The organism is Acinetobacter sp. ANC_7512, from assembly GCF_056779935.1.
Map to the genome: position 1 here is coordinate 47,164 of NZ_JBWYIX010000010.1, position 22,191 is coordinate 69,354.

At 39.2% G+C, this 22,191-nt stretch carries 21 protein-coding genes; 9 read left to right on the forward strand and 12 right to left on the reverse strand.

Annotation, left to right across the window (positions count from 1 at the left end):
* The first annotated feature begins 227 nt into the window (after nt 1-227).
* The gene (gene ygfZ / locus AC1M9H_RS10425) at nt 228-950 is read left to right on the forward strand and encodes a CAF17-like 4Fe-4S cluster assembly/insertion protein YgfZ (protein ID WP_481609080.1); all 723 of its coding nucleotides are present in this window, start codon (nt 228-230) and stop codon (nt 948-950) included.
* 37 nt (nt 951-987) lie between these two features.
* On the opposite strand, the gene AC1M9H_RS10430 is transcribed toward ygfZ, so the two are convergent.
* The 3 genes from AC1M9H_RS10430 to AC1M9H_RS10440 form a co-directional block, all read right to left on the reverse strand.
* Nucleotides 988-2,169, reverse strand: coding sequence for an MFS transporter (locus tag AC1M9H_RS10430; protein WP_481613329.1), 1,182 nt, complete (start codon nt 2,167-2,169; stop codon nt 988-990).
* A gap of 27 nt (nt 2,170-2,196) precedes the next feature.
* The gene (locus AC1M9H_RS10435; RefSeq protein ID WP_092767505.1) at nt 2,197-2,760 is read right to left on the reverse strand and encodes a TetR/AcrR family transcriptional regulator; all 564 of its coding nucleotides are present in this window, start codon (nt 2,758-2,760) and stop codon (nt 2,197-2,199) included.
* A gap of 168 nt (nt 2,761-2,928) precedes the next feature.
* On the reverse strand, nt 2,929-3,174 hold the full coding sequence (locus AC1M9H_RS10440) for a hypothetical protein (protein ID WP_092767507.1): 246 nt from the start codon (nt 3,172-3,174) through the stop codon (nt 2,929-2,931).
* A gap of 290 nt (nt 3,175-3,464) precedes the next feature.
* On the opposite strand from AC1M9H_RS10440, the gene AC1M9H_RS10445 reads away from it, so the two are divergent.
* Nucleotides 3,465-4,265 carry a tetratricopeptide repeat protein gene (locus AC1M9H_RS10445; protein WP_481613330.1) on the forward strand — a complete coding sequence of 267 codons (801 nt, stop codon included), beginning with the start codon at nt 3,465-3,467 and terminating at the stop codon, nt 4,263-4,265.
* A 108-nt stretch (nt 4,266-4,373) separates the two neighbouring features.
* On the opposite strand, the gene AC1M9H_RS10450 is transcribed toward AC1M9H_RS10445, so the two are convergent.
* Complete coding sequence (locus AC1M9H_RS10450; RefSeq protein ID WP_481613331.1) at nt 4,374-5,297, reverse strand: AEC family transporter; 924 nt, start codon at nt 5,295-5,297, stop codon at nt 4,374-4,376.
* A gap of 97 nt (nt 5,298-5,394) precedes the next feature.
* Complete coding sequence (locus tag AC1M9H_RS10455; RefSeq protein ID WP_481613332.1) at nt 5,395-6,513, reverse strand: NADH:flavin oxidoreductase/NADH oxidase; 1,119 nt, start codon at nt 6,511-6,513, stop codon at nt 5,395-5,397.
* Nucleotides 6,514-6,760: 247 nt separating this feature from the next.
* Between AC1M9H_RS10455 and mutM the strand changes: the two genes are divergently transcribed.
* Entirely contained in the window at nt 6,761-7,615 is an 855-nt protein-coding gene (gene mutM, locus AC1M9H_RS10460; protein WP_481609076.1) for a bifunctional DNA-formamidopyrimidine glycosylase/DNA-(apurinic or apyrimidinic site) lyase, read from the forward strand.
* Nucleotides 7,612-7,896, forward strand: coding sequence for a peptidylprolyl isomerase (locus AC1M9H_RS10465; protein ID WP_180028291.1), 285 nt, complete (start codon nt 7,612-7,614; stop codon nt 7,894-7,896). The genes mutM and AC1M9H_RS10465 overlap by 4 nt, the downstream gene beginning before the upstream one ends.
* 172 nt (nt 7,897-8,068) lie before the next feature.
* Here the strand turns inward: AC1M9H_RS10465 and mscL are convergent, their stop codons facing one another.
* Nucleotides 8,069-8,503 carry a large conductance mechanosensitive channel protein MscL gene (gene mscL / locus AC1M9H_RS10470; RefSeq protein ID WP_035270698.1) on the reverse strand — a complete coding sequence of 145 codons (435 nt, stop codon included), beginning with the start codon at nt 8,501-8,503 and terminating at the stop codon, nt 8,069-8,071.
* Between the two features lie 233 nt (nt 8,504-8,736).
* On the reverse strand, nt 8,737-10,569 hold the full coding sequence (typA, locus tag AC1M9H_RS10475; protein WP_035270590.1) for a translational GTPase TypA: 1,833 nt from the start codon (nt 10,567-10,569) through the stop codon (nt 8,737-8,739).
* A 178-nt stretch (nt 10,570-10,747) separates the two neighbouring features.
* Here typA and AC1M9H_RS10480 point away from each other — a divergent pair, with 178 nt between their 5' ends.
* The 3 genes from AC1M9H_RS10480 to AC1M9H_RS10490 all read left to right on the forward strand — a co-directional run bounded on the left by AC1M9H_RS10480 (nt 10,748) and on the right by AC1M9H_RS10490 (nt 14,664).
* The gene (locus AC1M9H_RS10480; protein WP_035270592.1) at nt 10,748-12,112 is read left to right on the forward strand and encodes a uracil-xanthine permease family protein; all 1,365 of its coding nucleotides are present in this window, start codon (nt 10,748-10,750) and stop codon (nt 12,110-12,112) included.
* Nucleotides 12,113-12,173: 61 nt separating this feature from the next.
* Entirely contained in the window at nt 12,174-13,199 is a 1,026-nt protein-coding gene (locus tag AC1M9H_RS10485) for a methyltransferase (RefSeq protein WP_481613333.1), read from the forward strand.
* Between the two features lie 10 nt (nt 13,200-13,209).
* Nucleotides 13,210-14,664 (forward strand): amino acid permease, encoded by a 1,455-nt coding sequence (locus AC1M9H_RS10490; RefSeq protein WP_481613334.1) that lies wholly within the window; start codon nt 13,210-13,212, stop codon nt 14,662-14,664.
* Nucleotides 14,665-14,712: 48 nt separating this feature from the next.
* Here the strand turns inward: AC1M9H_RS10490 and AC1M9H_RS10495 are convergent, their stop codons facing one another.
* A complete protein-coding gene (locus AC1M9H_RS10495; protein WP_481613335.1) occupies nt 14,713-15,171 on the reverse strand; it encodes an OmpA family protein in 459 nt (152 codons plus the stop codon).
* A gap of 109 nt (nt 15,172-15,280) precedes the next feature.
* The gene (gene omp38 / locus AC1M9H_RS10500; RefSeq protein WP_481613336.1) at nt 15,281-16,327 is read right to left on the reverse strand and encodes an outer membrane protein Omp38; all 1,047 of its coding nucleotides are present in this window, start codon (nt 16,325-16,327) and stop codon (nt 15,281-15,283) included.
* Nucleotides 16,328-16,699: 372 nt separating this feature from the next.
* Between omp38 and AC1M9H_RS10505 the strand changes: the two genes are divergently transcribed.
* Together AC1M9H_RS10505 and AC1M9H_RS10510 are read left to right on the forward strand one after the other, a co-directional pair.
* Nucleotides 16,700-17,230, forward strand: a complete 531-nt coding sequence (locus AC1M9H_RS10505) for a GspH/FimT family pseudopilin (RefSeq protein ID WP_481607921.1) — start codon at nt 16,700-16,702, stop codon at nt 17,228-17,230.
* Between the two features lie 101 nt (nt 17,231-17,331).
* Entirely contained in the window at nt 17,332-18,507 is a 1,176-nt protein-coding gene (locus tag AC1M9H_RS10510; RefSeq protein ID WP_481596048.1) for a thiolase family protein, read from the forward strand.
* 164 nt (nt 18,508-18,671) lie between these two features.
* Here the strand turns inward: AC1M9H_RS10510 and AC1M9H_RS10515 are convergent, their stop codons facing one another.
* The 3 genes from AC1M9H_RS10515 to AC1M9H_RS10525 all read right to left on the reverse strand — a co-directional run bounded on the left by AC1M9H_RS10515 (nt 18,672) and on the right by AC1M9H_RS10525 (nt 22,181).
* Entirely contained in the window at nt 18,672-19,658 is a 987-nt protein-coding gene (locus AC1M9H_RS10515) for a diaminopimelate dehydrogenase (RefSeq protein ID WP_481610146.1), read from the reverse strand.
* Between the two features lie 401 nt (nt 19,659-20,059).
* Complete coding sequence (locus AC1M9H_RS10520) at nt 20,060-20,545, reverse strand: DUF934 domain-containing protein (protein ID WP_481587188.1); 486 nt, start codon at nt 20,543-20,545, stop codon at nt 20,060-20,062.
* Entirely contained in the window at nt 20,538-22,181 is a 1,644-nt protein-coding gene (locus AC1M9H_RS10525; protein WP_481613337.1) for a nitrite/sulfite reductase, read from the reverse strand. Before AC1M9H_RS10525 ends, AC1M9H_RS10520 begins: the two co-directional genes overlap by 8 nt.
* Nucleotides 22,182-22,191: the final 10 nt, after the last annotated feature.

Consider the following 22,191-nt stretch of genomic DNA (forward strand, 5'->3'; position numbering starts at 1 on the left):
ACATTTTGTTGTTGATGAGACTTCATCATTTGTGATGGCATAGTACACTGCTGAAAGTCCATTTCCCAAATCTTATATATTTCATGCACTTAGGTACAAAAAATAGGGTTTTTGAAATATTTTGTTTCAAATAATGCAGTTAAATTAGCAGTTATGTGCTTTTTTTTGAAAAATAGTGGAAAATTGGGATAATTCTTTAGTATTAGATTCAGATTCGAGCATAGAAAATGAACAATTTATCTTTCTCCTCATTTACGCTTAATGGCGTGGATGCTCAAAAATTTTTACAAGGTCAAGTGACGTTGCATGTTGAACGCCTTGAAGAAAATATCACGCGCTACACAGCAATTTGTGATTTAAAAGGTCGAATTCACTTTGGTTTATGGCTAACAAAGCTGAATCCTGAAAGTTTTGTCATTGTAACCACTCAAGATCAAGCTGAAGAATTTTCCAAACACATTAAAAAATTCGGTGCTTTTTCCAAAATGAAACTTGAAGAAGCTAGTCAGGTCTATCCTACGCTTCAAGGTGACACCACAACGTTCTCAGCAGAAGTAACAGATATTGCCGCTTGGCAAGTTCAGGCCATTCAACAGGGTCAAGCTTACATTGATCAAGCCATAGAACACGTGTTCCAACCCCAAGAACTCCGTTTACATCAACGTGAAGGCGTTCACTATGACAAGGGTTGTTACTTGGGTCAGGAAGTCATTGCACGCTTATGGTTTAAAGCCAAACCGAAAGCGTGGTTACATCTGATTCAAGGTACAGGTGCTGTGCCTGCAGAAGCGGAACAACTCGATAAAAGCGTACAAGTGGTCAATAGTGCTGCATTTGAAAATGGTTATATCGCTTTGGTGGTGGCACGCCCTGAAGCATTAGCAGAGTTAGACGTGACTGTTTTAGATTTGCCTGAGTATTTAAATGGTGATGTGGCTAGACCACAGTAAAATAATCTAAAAAAACCTCCATTTAGGAGGTTTTTTATTAACCATTAGGCTGAGGATTTGGAACATATTTCCGGTAAATAATCAGGTTTAATATGACCAATACCGCACAACACCAGTACATAAATTCAAAGCTCCATTGTGCGATAACTAATCCCATCACAACTGAACCAATCGCTAGACCAATATCAAAACAAATAAAGAATGTTGATATTGCATGCCCCATCCGATGTTTATCTACGGTTTGAATGGTGAGCGTTTGCAAACAAGGAAATACTGAACCATATCCAATTCCAATAAAAATTGCAGATAACCACAACATCCATTGATCATTGACCAATGTTACGACCATAAGCCCAATCGCAAAAAATATAAAAGAAGGAACAATAACAGCACTCGGACCTTGACGGTCATAAATTTTACCGACCCAAGGTCTTACAATTAACATCGACGCCGCAAACAATATAAAAAATACACTGGTGTACGCCATCAGTTGTTTGCTCTCACTATAAACCGTAATAAAACTGGTAATACTCGAGTAAGCAAAAGCTGTAAGTAAAGCAACACCACTTACAGCAAAAACTTTAGGCTCAAGAAAATCGTCTAGCTTAAAACCTTTTTTATTCATTTTATTTTGCTGAGGTATCTGATTCGCTGGAATATTTAATAGCCAGCTAAAAATTAGACCTAAACTGATGAGCACCGCGAGAGCACCGAATAAAATTTGGAAGCTATAAAATTGAATCATGGTGAGCGCAATTAACGGTCCAAATACCACACCTAGGTTAGTGGACATCACATAATAGCCCATGCCTTCACCTTTACGATGCTCAGGAATAAAGTCATTCGCGACTGGAACAGCCACAGTGGTCAACACACTAAACCATATCCCATGCAAAAATCGTATAAGCAACAATGACCACATGTTATCAATAAATAAATAAGCAAATGCAAAGACCGCAAAAAACGTGCTCGATCCACGCATAGTGAGTCGCTTACCCATTTTTTGAATGATCATACCTGAAAATGGTCGTACTGCTATTGATGAGGCGAGAAAAAGCGTTAACGCTAATCCTGCTTCTTCAACTGATCCCGCTAAGTCCTTCACAATGTAAATCGGAAGGACAGCCAACATGGCAAAGTAGTAAATAAAAACAAATAAATTATTTAATACACACAAGATAAATGAACGATTCCAAAGTCGTTCGGTGGTTACACTCATGAAAATCTACTCTTGTCGCATTAATGTTTAGGCGTGAGGACGTAATGGATCTAAACTCAGTTTGACCAATTGACGGATATAGTGCTCATCAGGCAAATGATTAAAAAAAATAATTTGGTAATGAATAGGACCATACAGTCGATCAAGTACCAAATCATAGTGATCATGTTCAATCAGCTCCCCCGCCTCAATCGCCTGTTGGATCAGTTGGTGCAGTTGAACTCGTTTAGGTAATAAATATTGCTTGAAGAATGTTGCAGCCAATTCACGATGATTCGCCATAACCACCAACATCGCTCGTCCTACTGGATGATCTAAAGCCTTAGCCAAACGAAGCAATTGTTGATTAAGATTTTGTTCAAGGTCGAGCTCTGGCTCAAACTCAAAAATTGAGAGTGTGAGCTCTTTAAAGGTGTCCAGAACCAATTCAGATTTATGTGACCACCATCGATAAATAGTCGACTTTCCCACCCCAGCACGTGAAGCAATGTCTTCTACTGTCAGTTGGTGATATTCCACTTCATTCAAAGCCTGTTTGACTGAAGCTAAAATACATGATCGGCGTCGTGCACTTTTGTCATCGACTGTCATGAAATCCTCACAAATAAAACGATACGTTTCGTATCGTTTTATAATAGAGTTTTTTTATTGATAAAGATATGAAAATAAGACCAAGGCGTTAGATGGAATAGATTTTAACTGTCAATCGATTGAGAGATGACTCATAAAAAACCTCCTATTTCGCTAGAAGGTTTTTTTCTAAAAGCCATGAAATAATTTATTCATATCCTTCACCACATAATCTTTAAAATGAAATGCTCTCGCGTGTTTAGCATCAAACTTTACGGTTAAATCACCTTTTTGGAATACATACACTCGATTCTCCTGACTCACCAAATACTGCTCGCCAAGTTTCAATAAGAGCGCATCTATCTTTTGTTCATCTGGGATTGAATCATCTTGAAAAACTTTATCGTAATTACGTTTAATGCCTTTTATAAACATCGTTGAACACCTCATTGCACAATGCGTATTTAAGCAAAACCATCGAAGAACTACTAGTGGATTAAAATTTTGGTTAAATCCATATATTCAAGGCTGAACAACATAAATCCAGTGTCGTTTATATGCTTATACTGCAATACACACACTTTATTCACAAAGCGAAGCTAAATTTGAAGGATGTATACATATTCTATATTTACATTCACATAATTCGGACTATGATGAAATGGTGTAAAACTCTATTTACATCAAATAAATAGGGTTGCTTTTAAGATAGGTATAAAACAATTATGAAAAAAATATTATGTGGTGCTTTACTCGCTGTTGCCACCTCATTTAGCTTCGCTGCCGCACCAGTCGATCCTGCATTCAGCAAAGTACAGGAACTGATTCAAGCAAAGAATTACAATGCGGCCTACCAAGAACTTGAACGCTTATCAAAAGCAGGGAATCCTCAAGCGACTTATAACTTGGCATATCTCACTCAAGCTGGTCAAGGAACCAAACAAGACAACCAAAAAGCAGTACAACTTTATGAACAAGCTGGCACTGCAGGCTATCCTCTAGCCAATTATGTATTGGCGCAAAACTATGCCACTGGTGGCTTGGGTCTGACCAAAAATGAAAAAAAATCTCGTGAATACCTAGACAAAGCTGCAGCTCAAGGTTTTGAAGATGCGATTGTTGAATCTGCGGTTCTGCTGTTCTCTGAAGGCAAAGAACAATCTGATAAGCTCGCGTTACAAAAACTTGATCCTTTAATTAAGAAAGGAAGTTATCCAGCCATTCATGCTCGTGCTTTATACGATATTTCATTAGGCTTCAAAACCAAAACTGAAGCGCCTGTGAAAAAAGGTTTAGCGAGCATTCAAGATTTAGGTAAAAAAGGATACATCCCTGCGCTTATGGCCATTGGTAACATGTTCGTAAACGGAAATATCGTTCCGCAAAACCTACCTGAGGCAAAAAAAATATTTAGTGCTTTAGCAGATGAAAATATTCCTCAAGCCAAAGAAAATCTAGCGATCGTGAACAAACTGATTGCTGAGAATGCAAAAAAACCTGCAGCAAATACGAAAGCTAAATCATAAGCATTAATTTAAATTTTAAACCGCTGCTCAAATACAAAAACCCTATCACGAGATAGGGTTTTCTTATATGAAAAGGATATTTATGATTACATTTTAGGTTTTACTCAATTACCACCATAAAATAATTAATCCAGCAGTCACAATAAATCCAATTACTGTACTCATCAATAAAGGTGTAATTGCACGATCATTGAGCCCATATGCTTGTCCCAACATTCCAAATAATGCAGGTGTAGGTAAAGCTGCAATCAATGTCCCTACATACACGATATCCATTGGTGCTTGAGCAATAAATCGTAGAGTCAAATACATGAGTATTGGAAAAATAAAGTTGGACGATAGAACAATATAAAGACTCTGCTGATTGACATATTTTAGGGTTAAACCTGCGATGCTTCCGCCAATCACAAATAACGCCAAAGGAGATGCCGTCTGACCAATCATTAAGAAAACTTGATCTATATAATGCGGCAGTTTAACCTGAAAAATAGCGCACACAATTCCGATTACCACACCAATAAACAATGGATTTTTACATAGGTTTATAAAGTTATTTTTTAATGTATTGAGTACAGCTTGCTGATTTTGAGCTTGCAAGCCCGCAATAAATAAAGCTGCTGGAACAAGAAAAACACTTTCGATAATTACGATTAAAGAAGTAAAGGCAAGCGCGATATGACCAATCAATAGACTTAAAATGGCTGTACCAAGTAATCCAGTATTAGACATTGAAGCTCCAATCGAGAGAATGGCAGCATCACTTAAATTGTTTTTAAAATGCTTTACCAAAACCCCTAAAGCGATTGCAAATACAAAGGCGGTCACCACAATATAACTGTAAAAAAGTTCAGGTTGCCATATCGCATCAAGATCTTTTGATGAAAGCGCTTGTAAAAATAGAGCAGGTAAAGCGACTCGAATGACGAATGTACCAACAATAGAGACTTGTTCCTTGCTAAGTAAATTCAGTTTAACCGAGGCATATCCCGAAAAAAGCAGTAAAAAAATCGGAATAATGACCGATAAAACCATGACTTAGCATCCCTAGCTATTGTATGAGTTAGTCAAATTATCATACAACAGCCGTAATTACCCAGGATGACTTTTTAAGTATACCTTTATGCCTATTTTATCTATCAGCATATGGCTTAAATAATGATTTCACATCATACGGTTGGCATCGTAAATATTGCGGACTAATTTCAACCTCTGCTTTTAATTGAGCAGCAGCATGCCATGGCCATCTTGGATTAAATAGTATTGCCCTTGCGAGCCCGATTGCATCAGCTTTGCCTTGTTGTAAGACATCTTCCGCCTGTTGAGGTTCAGTGATCAGCCCAACAGCAATCACTGGAATGTCTACGTGTTTCTTGATTGCTTCCGCAAATGGAACTTGGTAATTAGGACCAATCTGAATATTTTGATCGACATGTAATCCACCAGATGATGCATGGATATAAACTGCACCAAGTTTTTCTAATGCCTTTGATAACCCAATTGAGTCATCAATATTCCATCCCTTTTCTTGCTCCATCCAGTCTGTTGCAGACAAACGAACACCGATTGGATAGTTGTCTGGAACAGCATTTTTGATCGCCTGAAAAACCTCTAAAGTTAGACGAATTCGATTCTCAAAACTTCCACCATATTCATCTGTTCTTCGATTAGATAAAGGGGACATAAATTGATGTAATAGATAACCATGAGCCGCGTGGACTTCGATGAGATCAAAACCTGCATCTACAGATCTGACTGCTGCAGTTGCAAAGTCATCGATAATTTTTTTGATTTCCTCGATACTTAATTCATGAGGAGCCTGATCATCTGGATTAAATGGTAAATCACTTGCAGATACCGTTTGCCAGCCATGTTCATGATTCGATGAGAATTGACCACGTCCCAACCATGGTTTATCAGTTGAAGCTTTACGTCCCGCGTGCGCTAACTGAATGGCGATTGGCGTTGGAGCAATCGATTTTACCTTATCAATCAATGCTTTTAATTGTGCACGTTGTAAATCATTCCACAACCCTAAATCTGCAAAACTGATACGACCTACAGCTTGTACCGCAGTTGCTTCAATAATATATAATCCAGCACCCGACAATGCATAACTCGCCCATTGTTGTTCATGCCAAAAACTATGCTCCCCTGCTTCATTCGCAGAATACTGACACATGGGAGCAATAATAATTCTATTTTTGAGTGATAAATTTCCGAATTGAATTGGCTCAAATAATTTTGCCACACTGAATCTCCCTGATTTTAAATTGATTTATTTGTAGCAGTGTACAACGCATTTACGTGATAAATCATCTAAGTTCATTTCATCATTGAATGCTTTAAAAAACATTTTAAAACTTAACCATGAAGGCACTAGATGGATTGTGTATCATATTCTGTTCAAGCGTAATATCTTGTAGTTCACTCGATGCTGCTTGCAATATCCTCATTTAACCCAATATTTTTCTACTCGCCCATTTAACAGAGTTTCCATGCCTGAATTACCTGAAGTTGAAACCACTAAAACCAGCTTGCTCCCTTTGCTGAATCAAAAAGTACTTTCTGTTCAAGTCAATAATTCAAGTCTGAGATGGCCTATTCCAAATGATGTAAATCAATTGGTCGGTCAACGACTGATAGGGCTAACACGTCGATCCAAATATATTTTGGCACAATTTGAAAATGCGACCATGTTATGGCACTTGGGAATGTCAGGCAGCTTTCGTTTGAGTGATTCACGTGATGCATTGAGAAAGCATGATCATTTCATCATTCAATTCGATGATATCCAATTACGCTACCACGATCCTCGTCGTTTTGGTTGCATTTTATGGCTAGATGATCATGCTCAATCCAAACTTTTAGATACGCTTGGACCTGAACCTTTAAGTGAATCTTTCAATGCTGACTATCTAGAGCAGAAATTTAAAAATAAGAGTGTTGCAGTCAAAGTTGCAATTATGGATAACCACATTGTTGTGGGTGTTGGAAATATTTACGCAACTGAAAGTCTGTTTAATTTGGGCATTCATCCTGCACAACCCGCCTCTAGTCTTACACGGTCACAAATTGAAAAATTTGTCATTGAAATCAAACGAATCCTTAAACAAGCAATTGATTTAGGCGGATCTACTTTACGTGATTACACCAATGCCATGGGCGAAAATGGCTACTTTCAACAAACGCTATTGGCTTATGGGCGCGCTGGTGAAATGTGCATCAACTGTGAAACAACTTTAGAAAATATTAAGCTCGGGCAACGTGCTTCTGTTTTTTGCCCTGAGTGTCAACCGCTTAAGCGACCTCAAGCCTCAAATAATCCTGTATCAAAGGTAAAATCCAAATGAAATCAGCAATTGTTCGGCATATTTTAGTCAAAGATAAAGACCTGTGTATCCAACTTAAACAAAAGCTTAAAGACGGTGCTGATTTTGCTAAAATTGCTAAGCAACACTCAACTTGTCCCTCAGGAAAAAAAGGAGGGGAATTAGGTGAGGTAAAGAAAGGACAATTGGTTGGTCCTATCGATAAGGCAGTTTTTAGTTTGGCTGAACGTGAATTACATGGACCAATTAAGAGTCAATTCGGCTGGCATTTACTCGAAATTAAATTTCGTATGGATTTTTAAACTTCCTGGATTTCCCTCTCCTTTTAGGAGATGAGAAGCATCGCTTCGCAAGGGAGAGCTAAGAATCAATACCTACCAGCCTCCCTTTGACAAAGGGGGATTTCGAGCGATTTTAAAAAAATGATGAGATATAAAAAACGGCGCATTTAGCGCCGTTTTCATTGTATAAGCATTAACCTTTACGTTTTAATTCGTCACGAATTTCACGAAGTAATTCGATATCTTCTGGAGTAGCTTCAGGTGCTGGAGCTTCCTCCTCTTGCTTACGACGCATTTTATTCATCAATTTCACTAACCAGAATACCACCCATGCAAGCAGGATGAAGTTGATGAGAATCGTCAAGAAATTACCGTAAGCCAAAACATTTAAACCCGCTTCTTGAGCGGCAGCAAGCGTTGTAAGGTTATTTGGATTATCTCCTAATACAACAAACCAGTTTGAATAATCAACATCACCGCCTAAGATCCAACTGATAATTGGCATGATGACATCTTTCACCATTGAATCGATGATTTTACCAAACGCCCCACCAATGATCACACCGACCGCCAGATCCATTACATTGCCTTTCACGGCAAATTCTTTAAACTCTTTAATAATGCTCATTTTTTCTCCAAAATTTTTCTATGCATTAATGTGACATAATATACATTATTCTTAATGATATTTCCGTCTAAACTCGTTGGTTTTCCACCAAAATCATAAGTATCTCTGTTTAAATAAACAAGATCTTGTCCAAATCAACTACAACAATTCAACAACTTTTATTTCATATCTTAAATGATGTAGTCAAGATATAAAAAAACCGCTCTTTTGAGCGGTTTTTTTACTTAAATCAATTAAGATTTATTACGTTTACGTTCGTTTTCAGTCAACCAACGCTTACGAATACGAATTGATTTAGGTGTAACTTCAACAAGCTCATCATCTTGAATAAATTCAAGTGCTTGTTCTAACGTATATTCAATCGCAGGAACAAGTGTTAATGCATCATCAGTACCTGATGCACGAACGTTTGTTAATTGTTTCGCTTTAGTTGGGTTTACAACCATATCGTCAGAACGAGAGTTAATACCAATAATCATACCTTCGTAAACTTCTAACTGAGGTTTAGCAAATAGACGACCACGGTCTTGTAAACTGAACAATGCATAGCCCAAGCATGTACCTTGAACCATAGAAATCAACACACCGTTTTGACGTTTTGCAACAGAACCTTGTTTCATTGGTCCATAGTGCGAGAAACTTGAGGTCATGATACCAGTACCTGAAGTCATGGTCATGAATTCTGAACGGAAACCAATCAAGCCACGTGAAGGTACAGTTGCTTCAATACGAATACGACCTTTACCGTCGACTTCCATATTGGTCATTTCACCTTTACGGTTACCCATTTGTTCCATTACAGCACCTTGATGCTGTTCTTCTACGTCAAATGTCACGTTTTCGTATGGCTCTTGCATTTCGCCGTCAATCTCTTTCAAGATTACTTGCGGACGAGATACCCCCATCTCGAAGCCTTCACGACGCATGTTTTCGATCAATACCGAAAGGTGAAGTTCACCACGGCCCGACACTTTAAAACGGTCAGGACTGTCAGTATCTTCTACACGAAGTGCTACGTTGTGAATTAATTCGCGATCTAGACGTTCACGGATGTTACGTGAGGTCACAAACTTACCTTCTTTACCGGCGAATGGTGAGTTGTTAACTTGGAATGTCATCGATACTGTAGGCTCATCTACAGAAAGCGGTGGCAATGCTTCAACATGTTTAGGATCACAAATCGTGTCAGAGATATGAAGTTCGTCCATACCTGTTACACATACGATGTCACCTGCAGAAGCAGATTCAACGTCAATACGCTCCAAACCATGGTAACCCATGATTTTTAAGATACGACCGTTACGTGTTTTACCATCTTTGTCGATTACCGTTACAGGTGTGTTCAATTTCACTGAACCACGTTGGATACGACCAACACCAATAACACCAACGAAGCTGTTATAGTCAAGTGAAGACACTTGCATTTGGAATGGACCATCAACATCCACTGCTGGCGGCTCAACGATGTCTACGATTGTTTGGAACAACGGAGTCATGTCTTCAGCCAATTCTTCTGGTGAAGGACCTGCTACACCACGAAGACCAGAAGCATAAACCACAGGGAAGTCTAACTGTTCGTCAGTACCACCAAGGTTATCAAATAAATCGAATACTTGATCGATTACCCAGTCAGGACGCGCATTAGGCTTGTCAACTTTGTTGATAATTACGATTGGTTTCAAACCACGTGCGAACGCTTTTTGCGTTACGAAACGAGTTTGTGGCATTGGACCTTCTTGTGAGTCTACCAAAAGAAGTACACAGTCAACCATCGACATTACACGTTCAACTTCACCACCGAAGTCGGCGTGTCCCGGGGTATCCACGATGTTGATACGGTATTCAGTATCAGTACGTTTATCTAACCATTTGATTGCAGTATTTTTTGCAAGAATGGTAATACCACGTTCACTTTCAATAGCGCCTGAATCCATGACACGCTCGATCTCACCCGCGCGTTCACCCAAAGCACCTGATTGTTGTAAAAGTTTGTCGACAAGAGTCGTTTTACCATGGTCGACGTGTGCGATGATGGCAATATTACGGAGAGTTTTAATATCTGACATGTAAATTCGATACGCTTTAAATTTGAGGGCAAATTATACAGAAAAATCCTAAACTTTTATAGTGACTGTTTCTTTACAATTTCATTTTTTTTTGACGAATGGTTATGTTTCGGTTTTGTAAACCCATGTAACTCGATTAGAATGTCGACATTTTCGCTTAATCTAGATGGTATAGACCATGTCTGCTCCCGACCAATCTCAAGAACCGAAACTCGATCTTGTTTATGGTTTAGACGATAAACCAAAACCGTTCATCGCTTTTCTCGCTGCCATTCAGCATTTACTTGCCATTATTGTTCCGATTGTTACTCCTGGTCTATTGATCTGTTTGGCTTTAGGTGTTTCTAAAGAAGATACAAACATGATCCTCTCCATGTCATTGGTGATTTCAGGTATTGCGACATTCTTACAAAGTAAAAAGGTTGGTCCTTTTGGTGCAGGCTTACTAATTGTTCAAGGTACAAGTTTTAACTTTATCGGTCCTATTATTGGGATTGGCTCAGCAATGGTTGCCGCGGGAACTCCAGTTGAAACTGTTATGGGTTCAATTTTTGGTGTCGTGATTGCAGGCTCATTCATTGAAATGGGAGTTTCACGCATATTGCCATGGGTGAAAAAACTCATTACTCCACTTGTGACTGGTATTGTCGTACTTCTCATTGGCTTAACCTTGATTAAAGAAGGTTTAATCTCAATGGGTGGTGGTTACCAAGCGATGGGGAATAACACTTTTGCCAATACAGACAATCTCATTATGTCTTGTACAGTTTTGGCATTAATCATTCTCTTAAACCGCTTAAATGTTACATGGGTTAAGAGTAGTGCGATATTAATTGCACTGATTGTAGGTTATGCGCTAGCAGGCTTCATGGGCCATTTAGATTTTTCTGGCTTAGAAAATGCACCTTTGGTTCAAATCCCTACACCAATGCACTTTGGCTTAGACTTCTCTTGGAGTTTATTTATACCAATGGCATTTATTTATCTGGTTACTTCATTAGAAGCGATTGGTGATATCACCGCGACTTCTAAGTTATCTAATCAGCCTGTTGATGGTCCGAAATGGATGGAGCGCATTAAAGGTGGTGTACTCGTCAACGGTGCAAACTCCTTACTCGCTGGTTTATTTAATACTTTCCCGAGTTCTGTTTTTGCTCAAAACAACGGAGTAATCCAATTAACTGGTGTAGCTAGTCGCCACGTGGGTATATGGATCGCCGCGCTATTAGTTATTTTGGGTTTACTACCAGCAGTAGCTGCCATCATCCAAGCTGTTCCTCAAGCTGTACTGGGGGGCGCTGTCATGGTGATGTTTGGGGCTGTTGCAGCATCAGGGATTAATATCCTTTCTGGTATTCAGCTTGACCGCCGTGCATTGCTTATTATTGCAATTTCACTTGCTCTTGGTTTAGGTGTTGCTCAAGTTCCACAGATTCTTGAACATATGCCTGAACTCATTCGTAATATATTTAGCTCTGGTGTAGCAACTGGCGGCATTGCAGCCTTGATCTTGAACTTCGTTCTACCTGAAGCAAAGAAATAATTTAGATTGAATCAAAGACTGCCCAGCATTGTCTGGGCTCTTTTATTCTGTGGAGAGATATATGGTTCCTCAAAGTGAAGTTGTTATTCGTCAACATAACTTTCTGAAAGGTCGAATATTATTAGTCAATGCACCAACTGATGACTTAAGCACTCAGCTCGATAAAAACATTCAGGCTTCAGTATGGACATGGAATTATAACGACTTTCTATTTTTCCAAAATCAAAATATTCCTGTTCATTTTGGGACGGATATCCCTGAAGCAGAATATGATCAAGTCATTGTTTTTGTGCCTAAAGCCAAAGAGCTTTTGAATTACTTACTACACAGTGTGGTATTAAAACTCGGTTTTGGTGGATCAATTTTTCTCGTGGGTGAAAAGAAAGGTGGCGTTGAACGAGCAGCAAAACAACTCATTCCATTTGGCAAATGTGTCAAACTAGATAGCGCTCGTCATTGTCAAATGTGGCAATTAATTATCGATCAGACTCCTACGCCTCGAGCTTTAGAAAATTGGGCTCAACAATATACAATTCAAACACCGAATGGCGAATTACAGATTTATGCTTTACCTGGTGTATTTAGTCAAAACAAACTTGATATTGGTACAGCTGTATTTCTCCCCTACCTCAATCGAGTGAGTTCAGGTAAAATCGCTGACTTCGGTTGTGGTGCTGGCATTATCAGTGCATATTTAGCCAAATTGAATCCCAAAAATCGTATTTTTGCGCTTGATGTGGATGCTTTTGCGCTCGCCTCCACCCGCCTAACATTTGAAAAAAATAATTTGTCACCAGAACAGCTCGAAATCAAAGCTGTGACTGGCATTGAAGATGCGCCACTATTTTTACATGCCATCGTCAGTAACCCTCCTTTCCACCAGGGTATATACACTGATTACAATGCGAGTGAGAATCTTTGTAAGACATCACGTCGCCATCTAAAATCTGGTGGTGAACTTTGGATCGTGGCAAATCGTTTTTTAAACTACCCAACTCTCATTGAGCAAAATTTTGGTCAATGTGAAACTTTGACTGATCAACAAGGCTTTAAAGTACTGTTTGCAAGTACTCAAAAGAAATCATAAGGAACTTTCGATGAGCGAAACCGGTCAACTTAAGCGAAAGCTTGGAGCACGCCATCTTAATATGATCGCCATTGGTGGTTCTATCGGTACAGGACTATTCCTAGCTTCGGGTGCAACAATTGCCAATGCGGGCCCTGGTGGTGCATTACTTGCCTATTGTTTAATTGGCGTAATGATTTACTTCCTCATGACCAGCTTAGGCGAACTCGCAACACACAATCCAACATCAGGTGCTTTCTTCACCTATGGCACCAAATATGTCGAAGGTGGGTTTGGATTCGCACTAGGCTGGAACTATTGGTACAACTGGGCGATAACCGTCGCATTTGAACTTGTTGCAGTTCAATTCATCATGAAATTTTGGTTTCCTGATATCCCAGGTTTCTATTGGAGTGCCATTTTCCTTGCTATCGTTTTTGGTATTAACGCCTTAACAGTCAAAGGTTTTGGTGAGTCTGAGTTCTTTTTCTCACTCATTAAAGTTCTTGCCATCATTGCATTTATCATCATTGGTATTTTCATGATTGCCAAAATCATGATGACACCCAATGTTGCAACTTTCGCAAATTGGTCAAAGGGTGAAGCGCCATTTGTAGGTGGTTTGTCAGCATTAATTGGTGTCGCGATGATCGCAGGATTCTCATTTCAAGGTACTGAAATGGTTGGTGTTGCCGCTGGTGAGTCGAAAGATCCGAAGAAAACCATTCCTATTGCGATTAAACAGATCTTCTGGCGTATTCTCTTATTCTATATCGTTTGTATTTTTATTATCGGTACATTGATTGCGTATGATGATCCTCGTCTAATGCAAGCTGCTTCAGATGAGAATATTGCATTATCACCTTTTACTTTACTCTATGAACAAGCAGGCTTTGCTTTCGCTGCAAGTGTCATGAATGCAGTCATTCTTACGGCTATCCTTTCTGCCGGAAATTCAGGAATGTACTCTTCCACACGAATGCTGTTTGATATGGCAAAAAATGGAAGTGCACCCAAAGTTTTCTCCAAACTTGATGGTCGCGGTGTACCAATGAATGCACTTTATGCTACGACAGCAATCGCAGCACTATGCTTCTTGACGACATTTATTGGTGAAGAGGAAGTATTTAATTGGCTTCTGAATATGTCTGGTATGTGTGGCTTTATCGTATGGCTCGGTATCGCAATCTCTCATTACCGATTCAGGAAAGGCTATTTGGCTCAAGGATATAAGTTAGAAGATTTAGCATATCGTGCAAAATTTTTCCCTTTTGCACCATGGTTCGCTTTTGTTTTGTGTGCAATCGTGGTGTTAGGTCAAAATTATCAAGCCGTACTTGATGGGGAGTGGATCGCAGTAGTCTCCACATATATTGGGATCTTCTTATTCTTAGCAATATGGCTAATTTATAAGTTCAAGTACAAAACCAAGTTGATTCGATATCAAGATATGGATGTAAAACCAATTCAAGTCGAACAAGATTAATAAAAAACAGCTCAATTTGAGCTGTTTTTTTATTATTAGATTCTGATCTTATTGTATTTTTAAGGTTAAATTCACTCGACGATTCAATGCTCGACCCTCTTCTGTCTTGTTATCAGCGATTGGCTGATTTGGGCCATAACCTTGAGTCGAAATTTGTTTAGGATCAACATTATATTGCATCACCAACTCACTACGGACAGCATTTGCTCGCTCAAGTGATACTTTTTGATTCGCTGCTATAGACCCTCGATTATCTGTATGTCCATCTACTTGAAGTATAAAACTTTTATTCTGCGCCAGAATTTTTGAAGCTGCTGTTAAATAAGGTTCATATCGGGCATCAATTTGACGGGAATTGTGATTAAAATAGAGCGGTAGGCCTTGTTTTAATTCATTTAATATCTTTTGATCCAAGTCTTGTACACTATTAGTTGATTGCATCTTTGTCGTTGTACAAGCTGCCAAAGTTAAAGCAATGCATAAGCCTGATATTAAACTATATTTCATCTTTATTCTCATTGTGTTGTTGATTATATTTTGTGAAATATATCACATTTGTAAAAAAGGGGAAAAAAAAACAGCTCCTAAGAGCTGTTTTTTTAGAATCTAGTAAAGATTATTGAGCTGCTGCTTCAGGTTGAGCAACTACTGTACGGCTACCAGAAATCGTAGCGAATACACGACGGTTCATCGCACGACCTTCTTTAGTTGCGTTGTCAGCAATTGGTTGATCCCAAGCGAAACCTTGAGTCGCTAAACGAGAAGCATCAATGTTGTATTCGCTTACAAGAGCAGATTTCACAGAGTTAGCACGAGCTAAAGATAAACGTTCGTTCAACGCACGTGGACCAGTATTATCAGTGTGACCTTCAATACGAGCAGTTGCATTTGGATATTCGTTTAATTTTTCAGCTACTTTAGCAATTTCAGGCTTGTACTGATCTTTGATGTTAGACTTGTTCGTATCGAAGAATACGCGAAGTTCCATGTTAAGATCTTCAGTCAACTCTTGTGGAGCTGGTTGAACTGGAGCTGGAGCTGGTTGAACTGGAGCAACTTCTACTACTTCAGCAGCAGGCTTTAAGTGACCGCCTAAAACTACGTTAAGACCAGCAAGTGCTGTGTAGTTCCAGAAATCTTCGTCGATGTTATAAGTTGCACGAGCTTCTGTACGAAGAGATAGAGCATCATTTAAGCGCCAGAAAGCACCTACACCCGCATTACCTAAAGTACCTTCGTCGTCTTTAAGACCATTCATGCCTTCATATTCATACTTGTAATGACCAGCACCCAAAAGTACATATGGCTTGATCTTGCTGTCATAGTTTTTTGTAATCAAATCAGAAGTAGCGTAAAAGTTACCATTGATTTGAGTTTGCTTATATTCAGCATTAGTTGTAGGACCGAAATCAATATCACCTTTAACTTGGTTATATTCAGCTTCAAAACCTAACCATGGAGTAAGTTCAATACCAAGTGCAGCACCAACGAACAAATCATCTTGAAGTTCAGGAGCGCCTGTTAAATGATCTTCCCAGCTATTATTGTGCTGAGTGTCTTGGAATGTGTAACCCACTAATAGTGGAGTAACAGTTACACCAGCATTAGCAGCAGCGAATGGAGCAGCAACAAGCATAGCAAGTGCGATACGACTCAATTTCATGGATATCCTCCAGAGATAACAATTGTTTTTCAAGCTCAGCCTAAAATAATTATGGCTTCCTGAGATAGGCTTTTTTATACCCCAGTATTTTTTTTAAGCTACTCATGTTGAATCATACAAACACTTAAAGTGAATTCCAAGTGTTTGATTACTTTAATCAAGTAAATTATTGACAAAATTACTTACAATTTCCGTTGTAATTCGGTAATTTTTTACTCAATTTATCCGCATGAATAACTTATCTTTTCATTTTTGGTATATTAACAGTATTCAAAGGTGATAGTAATCATTTTTTAGCACTTCAGCTTATAATATAACTTCACCAAGATTATCTATAAATTCAAATAATTAACAAATACTAGAAGCTTTAAAATGTATTCCTATTGTAAATCTCTTGCTTTTACCCTTTTAGAACTCATTTTCACGATCGTCATTATTAGTATTCTTGTGATGATAGCACTCCCTCATTATCATGAATTTCGTGAAAATCAAGAAAGGGCGCAAATTCTTAGCACGGTACGGCAAGCCATCAGCCAAGCTAAAGCCAATGCTGTAAGTTACCGAAGCCCTGTGATGATCTGTGCTTCTCAAGATTTAAAATCGTGTAAGAACAGTCAATGGCATAAAGGGTTTATCATCTTTCTAGATCAGAATCACAATCAACAATTCGATCCTCACGAAAAGCTTATTCAAGCAACTTCGACAGATTACCAATATGGTGATTTCAGTTGGAAAGGTGGTGTTACCAGCAAGAATACGATCACCTTCCAACCAGACTCTGGTTTACCACGTGGATCAATGGGACATTTTAAATACTGTGCACATTCAAATAAATCAAATCTAATCGTTAGACTTTCAATGATGGGACAGACTCGTCTTGAAGAAACTAAGACATGTGAATGACAACTTATCAGTCACATTTTACACACTATAGCCAATATTAATTGGCCTGATATTACATATACTCAAGCTGTAAAACAAAGCTAAATAAATTGGAGAGAATAATGACTGATATCGTCATCCTTAATGGTGCACGTACGGCAATGGGCGGCTTTCAGGGAAGTTTATCAAGTGTGACTGCACCAGAACTGGGTGCAGTGACCATTAAAGAGGCTATCTCACGCTCGGGTTTGCAGCCAGCAGACATTGAAGAAGTCATTATGGGTTGCGTTTTGCCTGCAGGTTTAAAACAAGGCCCTGCTCGCCAAGCCATGCGCAAAGCTGGACTACCTGACTCGACAGGTGCAGTGACAATCAATAAATTATGTGGGTCAGGCATGAAAGCTGTGATGCAAGCAGCTGATATGATTAAAGCTGGTTCAGCAAATTTTGTGGTTGCAGGCGGTATGGAGTCTATGACCAACGCTCCTTACGTCTTACCTAAAGCACGTGGTGGTTACCGCATGGGTCACGGTGAAATCAAAGATCATATGTTCTTCGATGGTTTAGAAGATGCTGAAACTGGTCGTTTGATGGGCTCATTTGCTCAAGATATGGCCAACACTAAAGGCTATACCCGTGAGCAAATGGATGACTTTGCAATACGTTCATTAAAGCGTGCTCAAACTGCGATTACTGAAGGCTACTTCAACGATGAAATCGTCCCTGTTACTGTGTCAACTCGTAAAGGAGATGTCGTTGTAGATAAAGATGAGCAACCTTTTAACGCAAACATCGATAAAATACCAACACTTCGCCCAGCTTTTGCTAAAGATGGTACGATCACAGCTGCCAATGCCAGCTCGATCTCTGATGGTGCTTCAGCCTTGGTTATCAGTTCATCTGAACAAGCACATACAAAGGGTTTAAATCCTTTAGCCAAAATTGTGGCATATGCCTCTAATTCACAACATCCCTCTGAGTTTACGATTGCACCAGTCGGTGCAATCCAAAAGGTTCTCGATAAAACAGGTTGGAATGTCGCAGAAGTCGACCTTTGGGAAATCAACGAAGCTTTTGCAATGGTCACAATGTGTCCTATTGATGAGTTCAAACTCGACCCTGAAAAAGTAAATATCAACGGCGGAGCATGTGCTTTAGGACATCCAGTAGGATCTACAGGTTCACGGATTATTTTAACGTTAATCCATGCACTTAAACGCACAGGTGGTCAACGTGGTATTGCTGCGCTTTGTATCGGTGGTGGCGAAGCAACTGCAGTGGCGATTGAGTTAATCTAAAGCGTCTAAAGCCCCTATTTTTCAAAGAGGGGCTTGAGGGAGATTTAAATGATAAATCCTCCCCTAAACCCTTCTTGACTAAAGGAGGGTAAATAAAAAAGCCTCTACTTAGCTAGAGGCTTTTTTATAATCTCAATTCAAAGCATAGCTTTGAATTATTAGACTTAAAGAATTTCTTTACGTAGTTGCTCTGGAGATTTCATTGACAATAAGCCTGGTGCAACGTCAAATGCAGTTTTCGCGCCATATTGACCCATTTGATTCATGCGGTAGCATGCACGTGCATAAGCCACAAGTACACTTGCAGTAAACTCAGGATTGCTATCTAATTTCAACGAAAACTCCATTACTTGAGTCTGCTCTGCACTACTATTACCACTGCGAATGACAAATCCACCGTGGGGCATACGATTATGCTCGTTACGAAGCGTTTCTTCATCAATGAAGTTCACAGTCGTGTTGTACTCTGCAAAATAGTCTGGCATGGTCACAATCGCCTGCTTTACAGCTTCAGCGTCAGCACCATTTTCAAGCACAACATAACATTCACGAGTATGTTTTTCTTTAGTGGTTAATATAGGACGTGAACCACTACGAACTTTATCAATCGCATCTTGTGATGGAATAGTATATTGAACACCTGCTTTAACACCCGCCACACGGCGAATCGCATCTGAGTGACCTTGACTCAAACCCTTACCCCAGAAAGTATAGGTTTCACCATCTGGTAATAATGCCTCACCAAATAAACGATTAATTGAGAACATGCCTGGATCCCATCCAATCGAAATCATTGCCGTTTTTTTGTTAGCAAGTGCAGGCTCATTCACTGCTTCAAAAAACTCAGGAATACGTGCATGCGTATCAAAACTATCTACTGTGTTGAACTTACTTGCCAATTCTGGTGTTTGTTTTGGAAGATCATCTTTAGATCCACCACATAAGATCAACACATCAATTTTGTCTTGAAGGTCATTTAAGTCATCCATATGAAAAACTTTCGTGTCACTAAAGCAAGGAGACACTGATTCAGGTGCACGGCGTGTAAAAATTCCCACAAGCTCTAAATCTGGGTTCTTTTGAATTGACGTTTCAACGCCACGACCGAGGTTGCCATAACCGACAATACCAATACGAATCAAATTTTGCATAACAACTGCTTCACTATTTAAATGATGGCAAGATCACTAGACTGAGTACTAAACATATACCGCAAAACAGTCTGATTGAATGGAGAAAAACCCGCACCAAAAATGATCAAATGAATACTAACATACTACAATAAACTGCACTTTTTTGGAGCAAATTTATCATTTAAATCAGTGTTAATCGATCAATTGAATCATATAAAAAACCGCTGCACTAAAGGCTTTGTCGCTATATATTTCTGAATGAATTAAAAAAATCTGCTCTAAATAGACATATGATTAAACTTTGACCTTCTATGTGTCATTTTGAATAGCGCTTAGGCTGAACTATGAATACCTAAATCTTGTTTCCATTAAATAAAAAAAGCTGAACCTAAGTTCAGCTTTTTTATCACTTAATAAAATTAAGCACCCGTTTGATAATTTGGTTTTGGTACAGCAGTCGACGCTTGATAAGGTTGAGTAAAGTCGTTTAAACCTGCCGCTGCTTCTGCAATGTCTTTACCTTCTTTAATCACGAAAGTATCGAAACCAGCACGCTTCATGTAGTTCAACACGTCTTTGAATACATCACCTGTTGCACGAAGTTCGCCTTGGAAGCCTTGGCGACGTAACAATGCGGCAAATGAATACCCACGACCATCATTAAAACCTGCAAACTCAATAAAAATTGCATCAAGCTGATCAAGTGGGAATTCATTGTTTTCAGGTGAGGCATCTACGGTTAGGTAAAGTGCTTTTTTACCTGAAACATTGGCAAGCTGGTCTAACTGCTCCACCGTTAAAACCACATCACCTTGTGGCAATACGCCATCTTCACCAATCAGTTGATAAGTATTGTCTGCAATCGTGCCATCCTTAGAGAGCACTTGTAGTGCGGTATTAAGCATATGCACGCTCCTTAAATGGTTGAATTCCTACACGACGGTAAGTATCAATGAACTCTTCACCTTCTTGACGTAAATCAAGATAAGTGTTCAAAATTTCTTCCACCACATCTGGTACTTTTTCAGCAGCAAATGATGGTCCTAAGATGTCACCGATTGAGGCATCATGGTCTGCATTACCACCCAATGTAATTTGGTAGAATTCTGCGCCTTTCTTGTCGACACCTAAAATACCAATATTACCCACATGGTGATGACCACAGGCATTCATACAACCTGAGATGTTCAAGTCCAATTTACCTAAGTTGTAAATTGTATCTAGATCATCAAAACGGCGTGAAATCGCTTCAGAAATCGGAATAGATTTCGCATTTGCCAACGAACAGAAATCACCACCTGGACAGCAGATAATGTCAGTTAAGAAACCAATGTGCGCGCGAGCCAAGTTATTCTTTTCAAGAATCGTCCAAAGCTCAAATAAGTCTTTTTGCGGTACATCAACAAGGGCAATATTTTGCTCATGCGTGGTACGCAATTCACCAAAAGTGTACTTATCTGCAAGATCAGCAATCAAGTTCATTTCTTCAGTGGTCACGTCACCCGGTGCAACGCCTGCACGTTTCAATGAAATTGTTACGATGCGGTAACCTTTCACTTTGTGTGCATTGGTATTGATGTTAAACCATTGTTTGAATTTCGGATGTGTAGCAAACAGTTCTGAGAAGTCTTCATCTGCATAATCTTGGTACGCAAATGGTGTAAAGTTCTGGTCCATTTTAGCCAGAGTGTCTGCATCAACTTTTAAAGTTTTAATCGTATGTGCAAATTCAGCTTCAACTTTTTCAGCAAAAACCTCAGGTGTTAAAGCTTTTACCAAGATTTTGATACGAGCTTTATATTTGTTATCACGACGACCGTGTAAGTTATACACACGAAGCACTGCTTCTAAGTAAGCAATAAGGTCTTCACGTGGCAACCACTCTTTGATCACAGCACCAATGATCGGTGTACGACCTAAACCACCGCCAACCATGATTTTATAGCCCATTTCACCCGCCTCATTGCGAACGATATACACTCCGATATCATGAAATGCTGTTGCAGCGCGGTCGATTTCAGCAAGTGCAGAAACTGCGATCTTGAACTTACGTGGCAAGAATGCAAATTCTGGATGGAAAGTTGACCACTGACGAATCAATTCGCATGTCGGTCTTGGATCTTCAATTTCACCAGCAACGACACCTGCATATTGGTCTGTTGTTGTATTACGAATACAGTTACCAGATGTTTGAATCGCATGCATTTGAACTGATGCCAACTCTTGCAACATGTCTGGCACATTTTCTAATGCTGGCCAGTTAAATTGAAAGTTTTGACGAGTAGAAACGTGTGCATAACCACGGTCATACGCTTTAGCGAGTTCAGCAATTTTACGAAGCTGTTTAGAGTTCATCAAACCATAAGGTACAGCGACGCGAAGCATCGGCGCATAACGCTGAACATATAATCCATTTTGTAAACGTAATGGACGATATTCATCTTCAGTAAGCTTTCCAGCTAAATAACGTTCCGTTTGATCACGGAATTGTGCAACACGTTCATTGATCAGTTGCTGATCGAAATCAGTATATAAATACATGGCGTACAGC

Bases quoted from the DNA above. Each gene is read 5' to 3' on its own strand.
- AC1M9H_RS10510 (WP_481596048.1), top strand. From the start codon at position 17,332: ATGACTGATATCGTCATCCTTAATGGTGCACGTACGGCAATGGGCGGC.
- mutM (WP_481609076.1), top strand. From the start codon at position 6,761: ATGCCTGAATTACCTGAAGTTGAAACCACTAAAACCAGCTTGCTCCCT.
- typA (WP_035270590.1), bottom strand. From the start codon at position 10,569: ATGTCAGATATTAAAACTCTCCGTAATATTGCCATCATCGCACACGTC.
- AC1M9H_RS10515 (WP_481610146.1), bottom strand. From the start codon at position 19,658: ATGCAAAATTTGATTCGTATTGGTATTGTCGGTTATGGCAACCTCGGT.
- AC1M9H_RS10435 (WP_092767505.1), bottom strand. From the start codon at position 2,760: ATGACAGTCGATGACAAAAGTGCACGACGCCGATCATGTATTTTAGCT.
- mscL (WP_035270698.1), bottom strand. From the start codon at position 8,503: ATGAGCATTATTAAAGAGTTTAAAGAATTTGCCGTGAAAGGCAATGTA.
- AC1M9H_RS10430 (WP_481613329.1), bottom strand. From the start codon at position 2,169: ATGAGTGTAACCACCGAACGACTTTGGAATCGTTCATTTATCTTGTGT.
- ygfZ (WP_481609080.1), top strand. From the start codon at position 228: ATGAACAATTTATCTTTCTCCTCATTTACGCTTAATGGCGTGGATGCT.
- AC1M9H_RS10440 (WP_092767507.1), bottom strand. From the start codon at position 3,174: ATGTTTATAAAAGGCATTAAACGTAATTACGATAAAGTTTTTCAAGAT.
- AC1M9H_RS10505 (WP_481607921.1), top strand. From the start codon at position 16,700: ATGTATTCCTATTGTAAATCTCTTGCTTTTACCCTTTTAGAACTCATT.
- AC1M9H_RS10465 (WP_180028291.1), top strand. From the start codon at position 7,612: ATGAAATCAGCAATTGTTCGGCATATTTTAGTCAAAGATAAAGACCTG.
- AC1M9H_RS10520 (WP_481587188.1), bottom strand. From the start codon at position 20,545: ATGCTTAATACCGCACTACAAGTGCTCTCTAAGGATGGCACGATTGCA.
- AC1M9H_RS10485 (WP_481613333.1), top strand. From the start codon at position 12,174: ATGGTTCCTCAAAGTGAAGTTGTTATTCGTCAACATAACTTTCTGAAA.
- AC1M9H_RS10480 (WP_035270592.1), top strand. From the start codon at position 10,748: ATGTCTGCTCCCGACCAATCTCAAGAACCGAAACTCGATCTTGTTTAT.
- AC1M9H_RS10490 (WP_481613334.1), top strand. From the start codon at position 13,210: ATGAGCGAAACCGGTCAACTTAAGCGAAAGCTTGGAGCACGCCATCTT.
- AC1M9H_RS10495 (WP_481613335.1), bottom strand. From the start codon at position 15,171: ATGAAATATAGTTTAATATCAGGCTTATGCATTGCTTTAACTTTGGCA.
- omp38 (WP_481613336.1), bottom strand. From the start codon at position 16,327: ATGAAATTGAGTCGTATCGCACTTGCTATGCTTGTTGCTGCTCCATTC.
- AC1M9H_RS10525 (WP_481613337.1), bottom strand. From the start codon at position 22,181: ATGTATTTATATACTGATTTCGATCAGCAACTGATCAATGAACGTGTT.
- AC1M9H_RS10450 (WP_481613331.1), bottom strand. From the start codon at position 5,297: ATGGTTTTATCGGTCATTATTCCGATTTTTTTACTGCTTTTTTCGGGA.
- AC1M9H_RS10445 (WP_481613330.1), top strand. From the start codon at position 3,465: ATGAAAAAAATATTATGTGGTGCTTTACTCGCTGTTGCCACCTCATTT.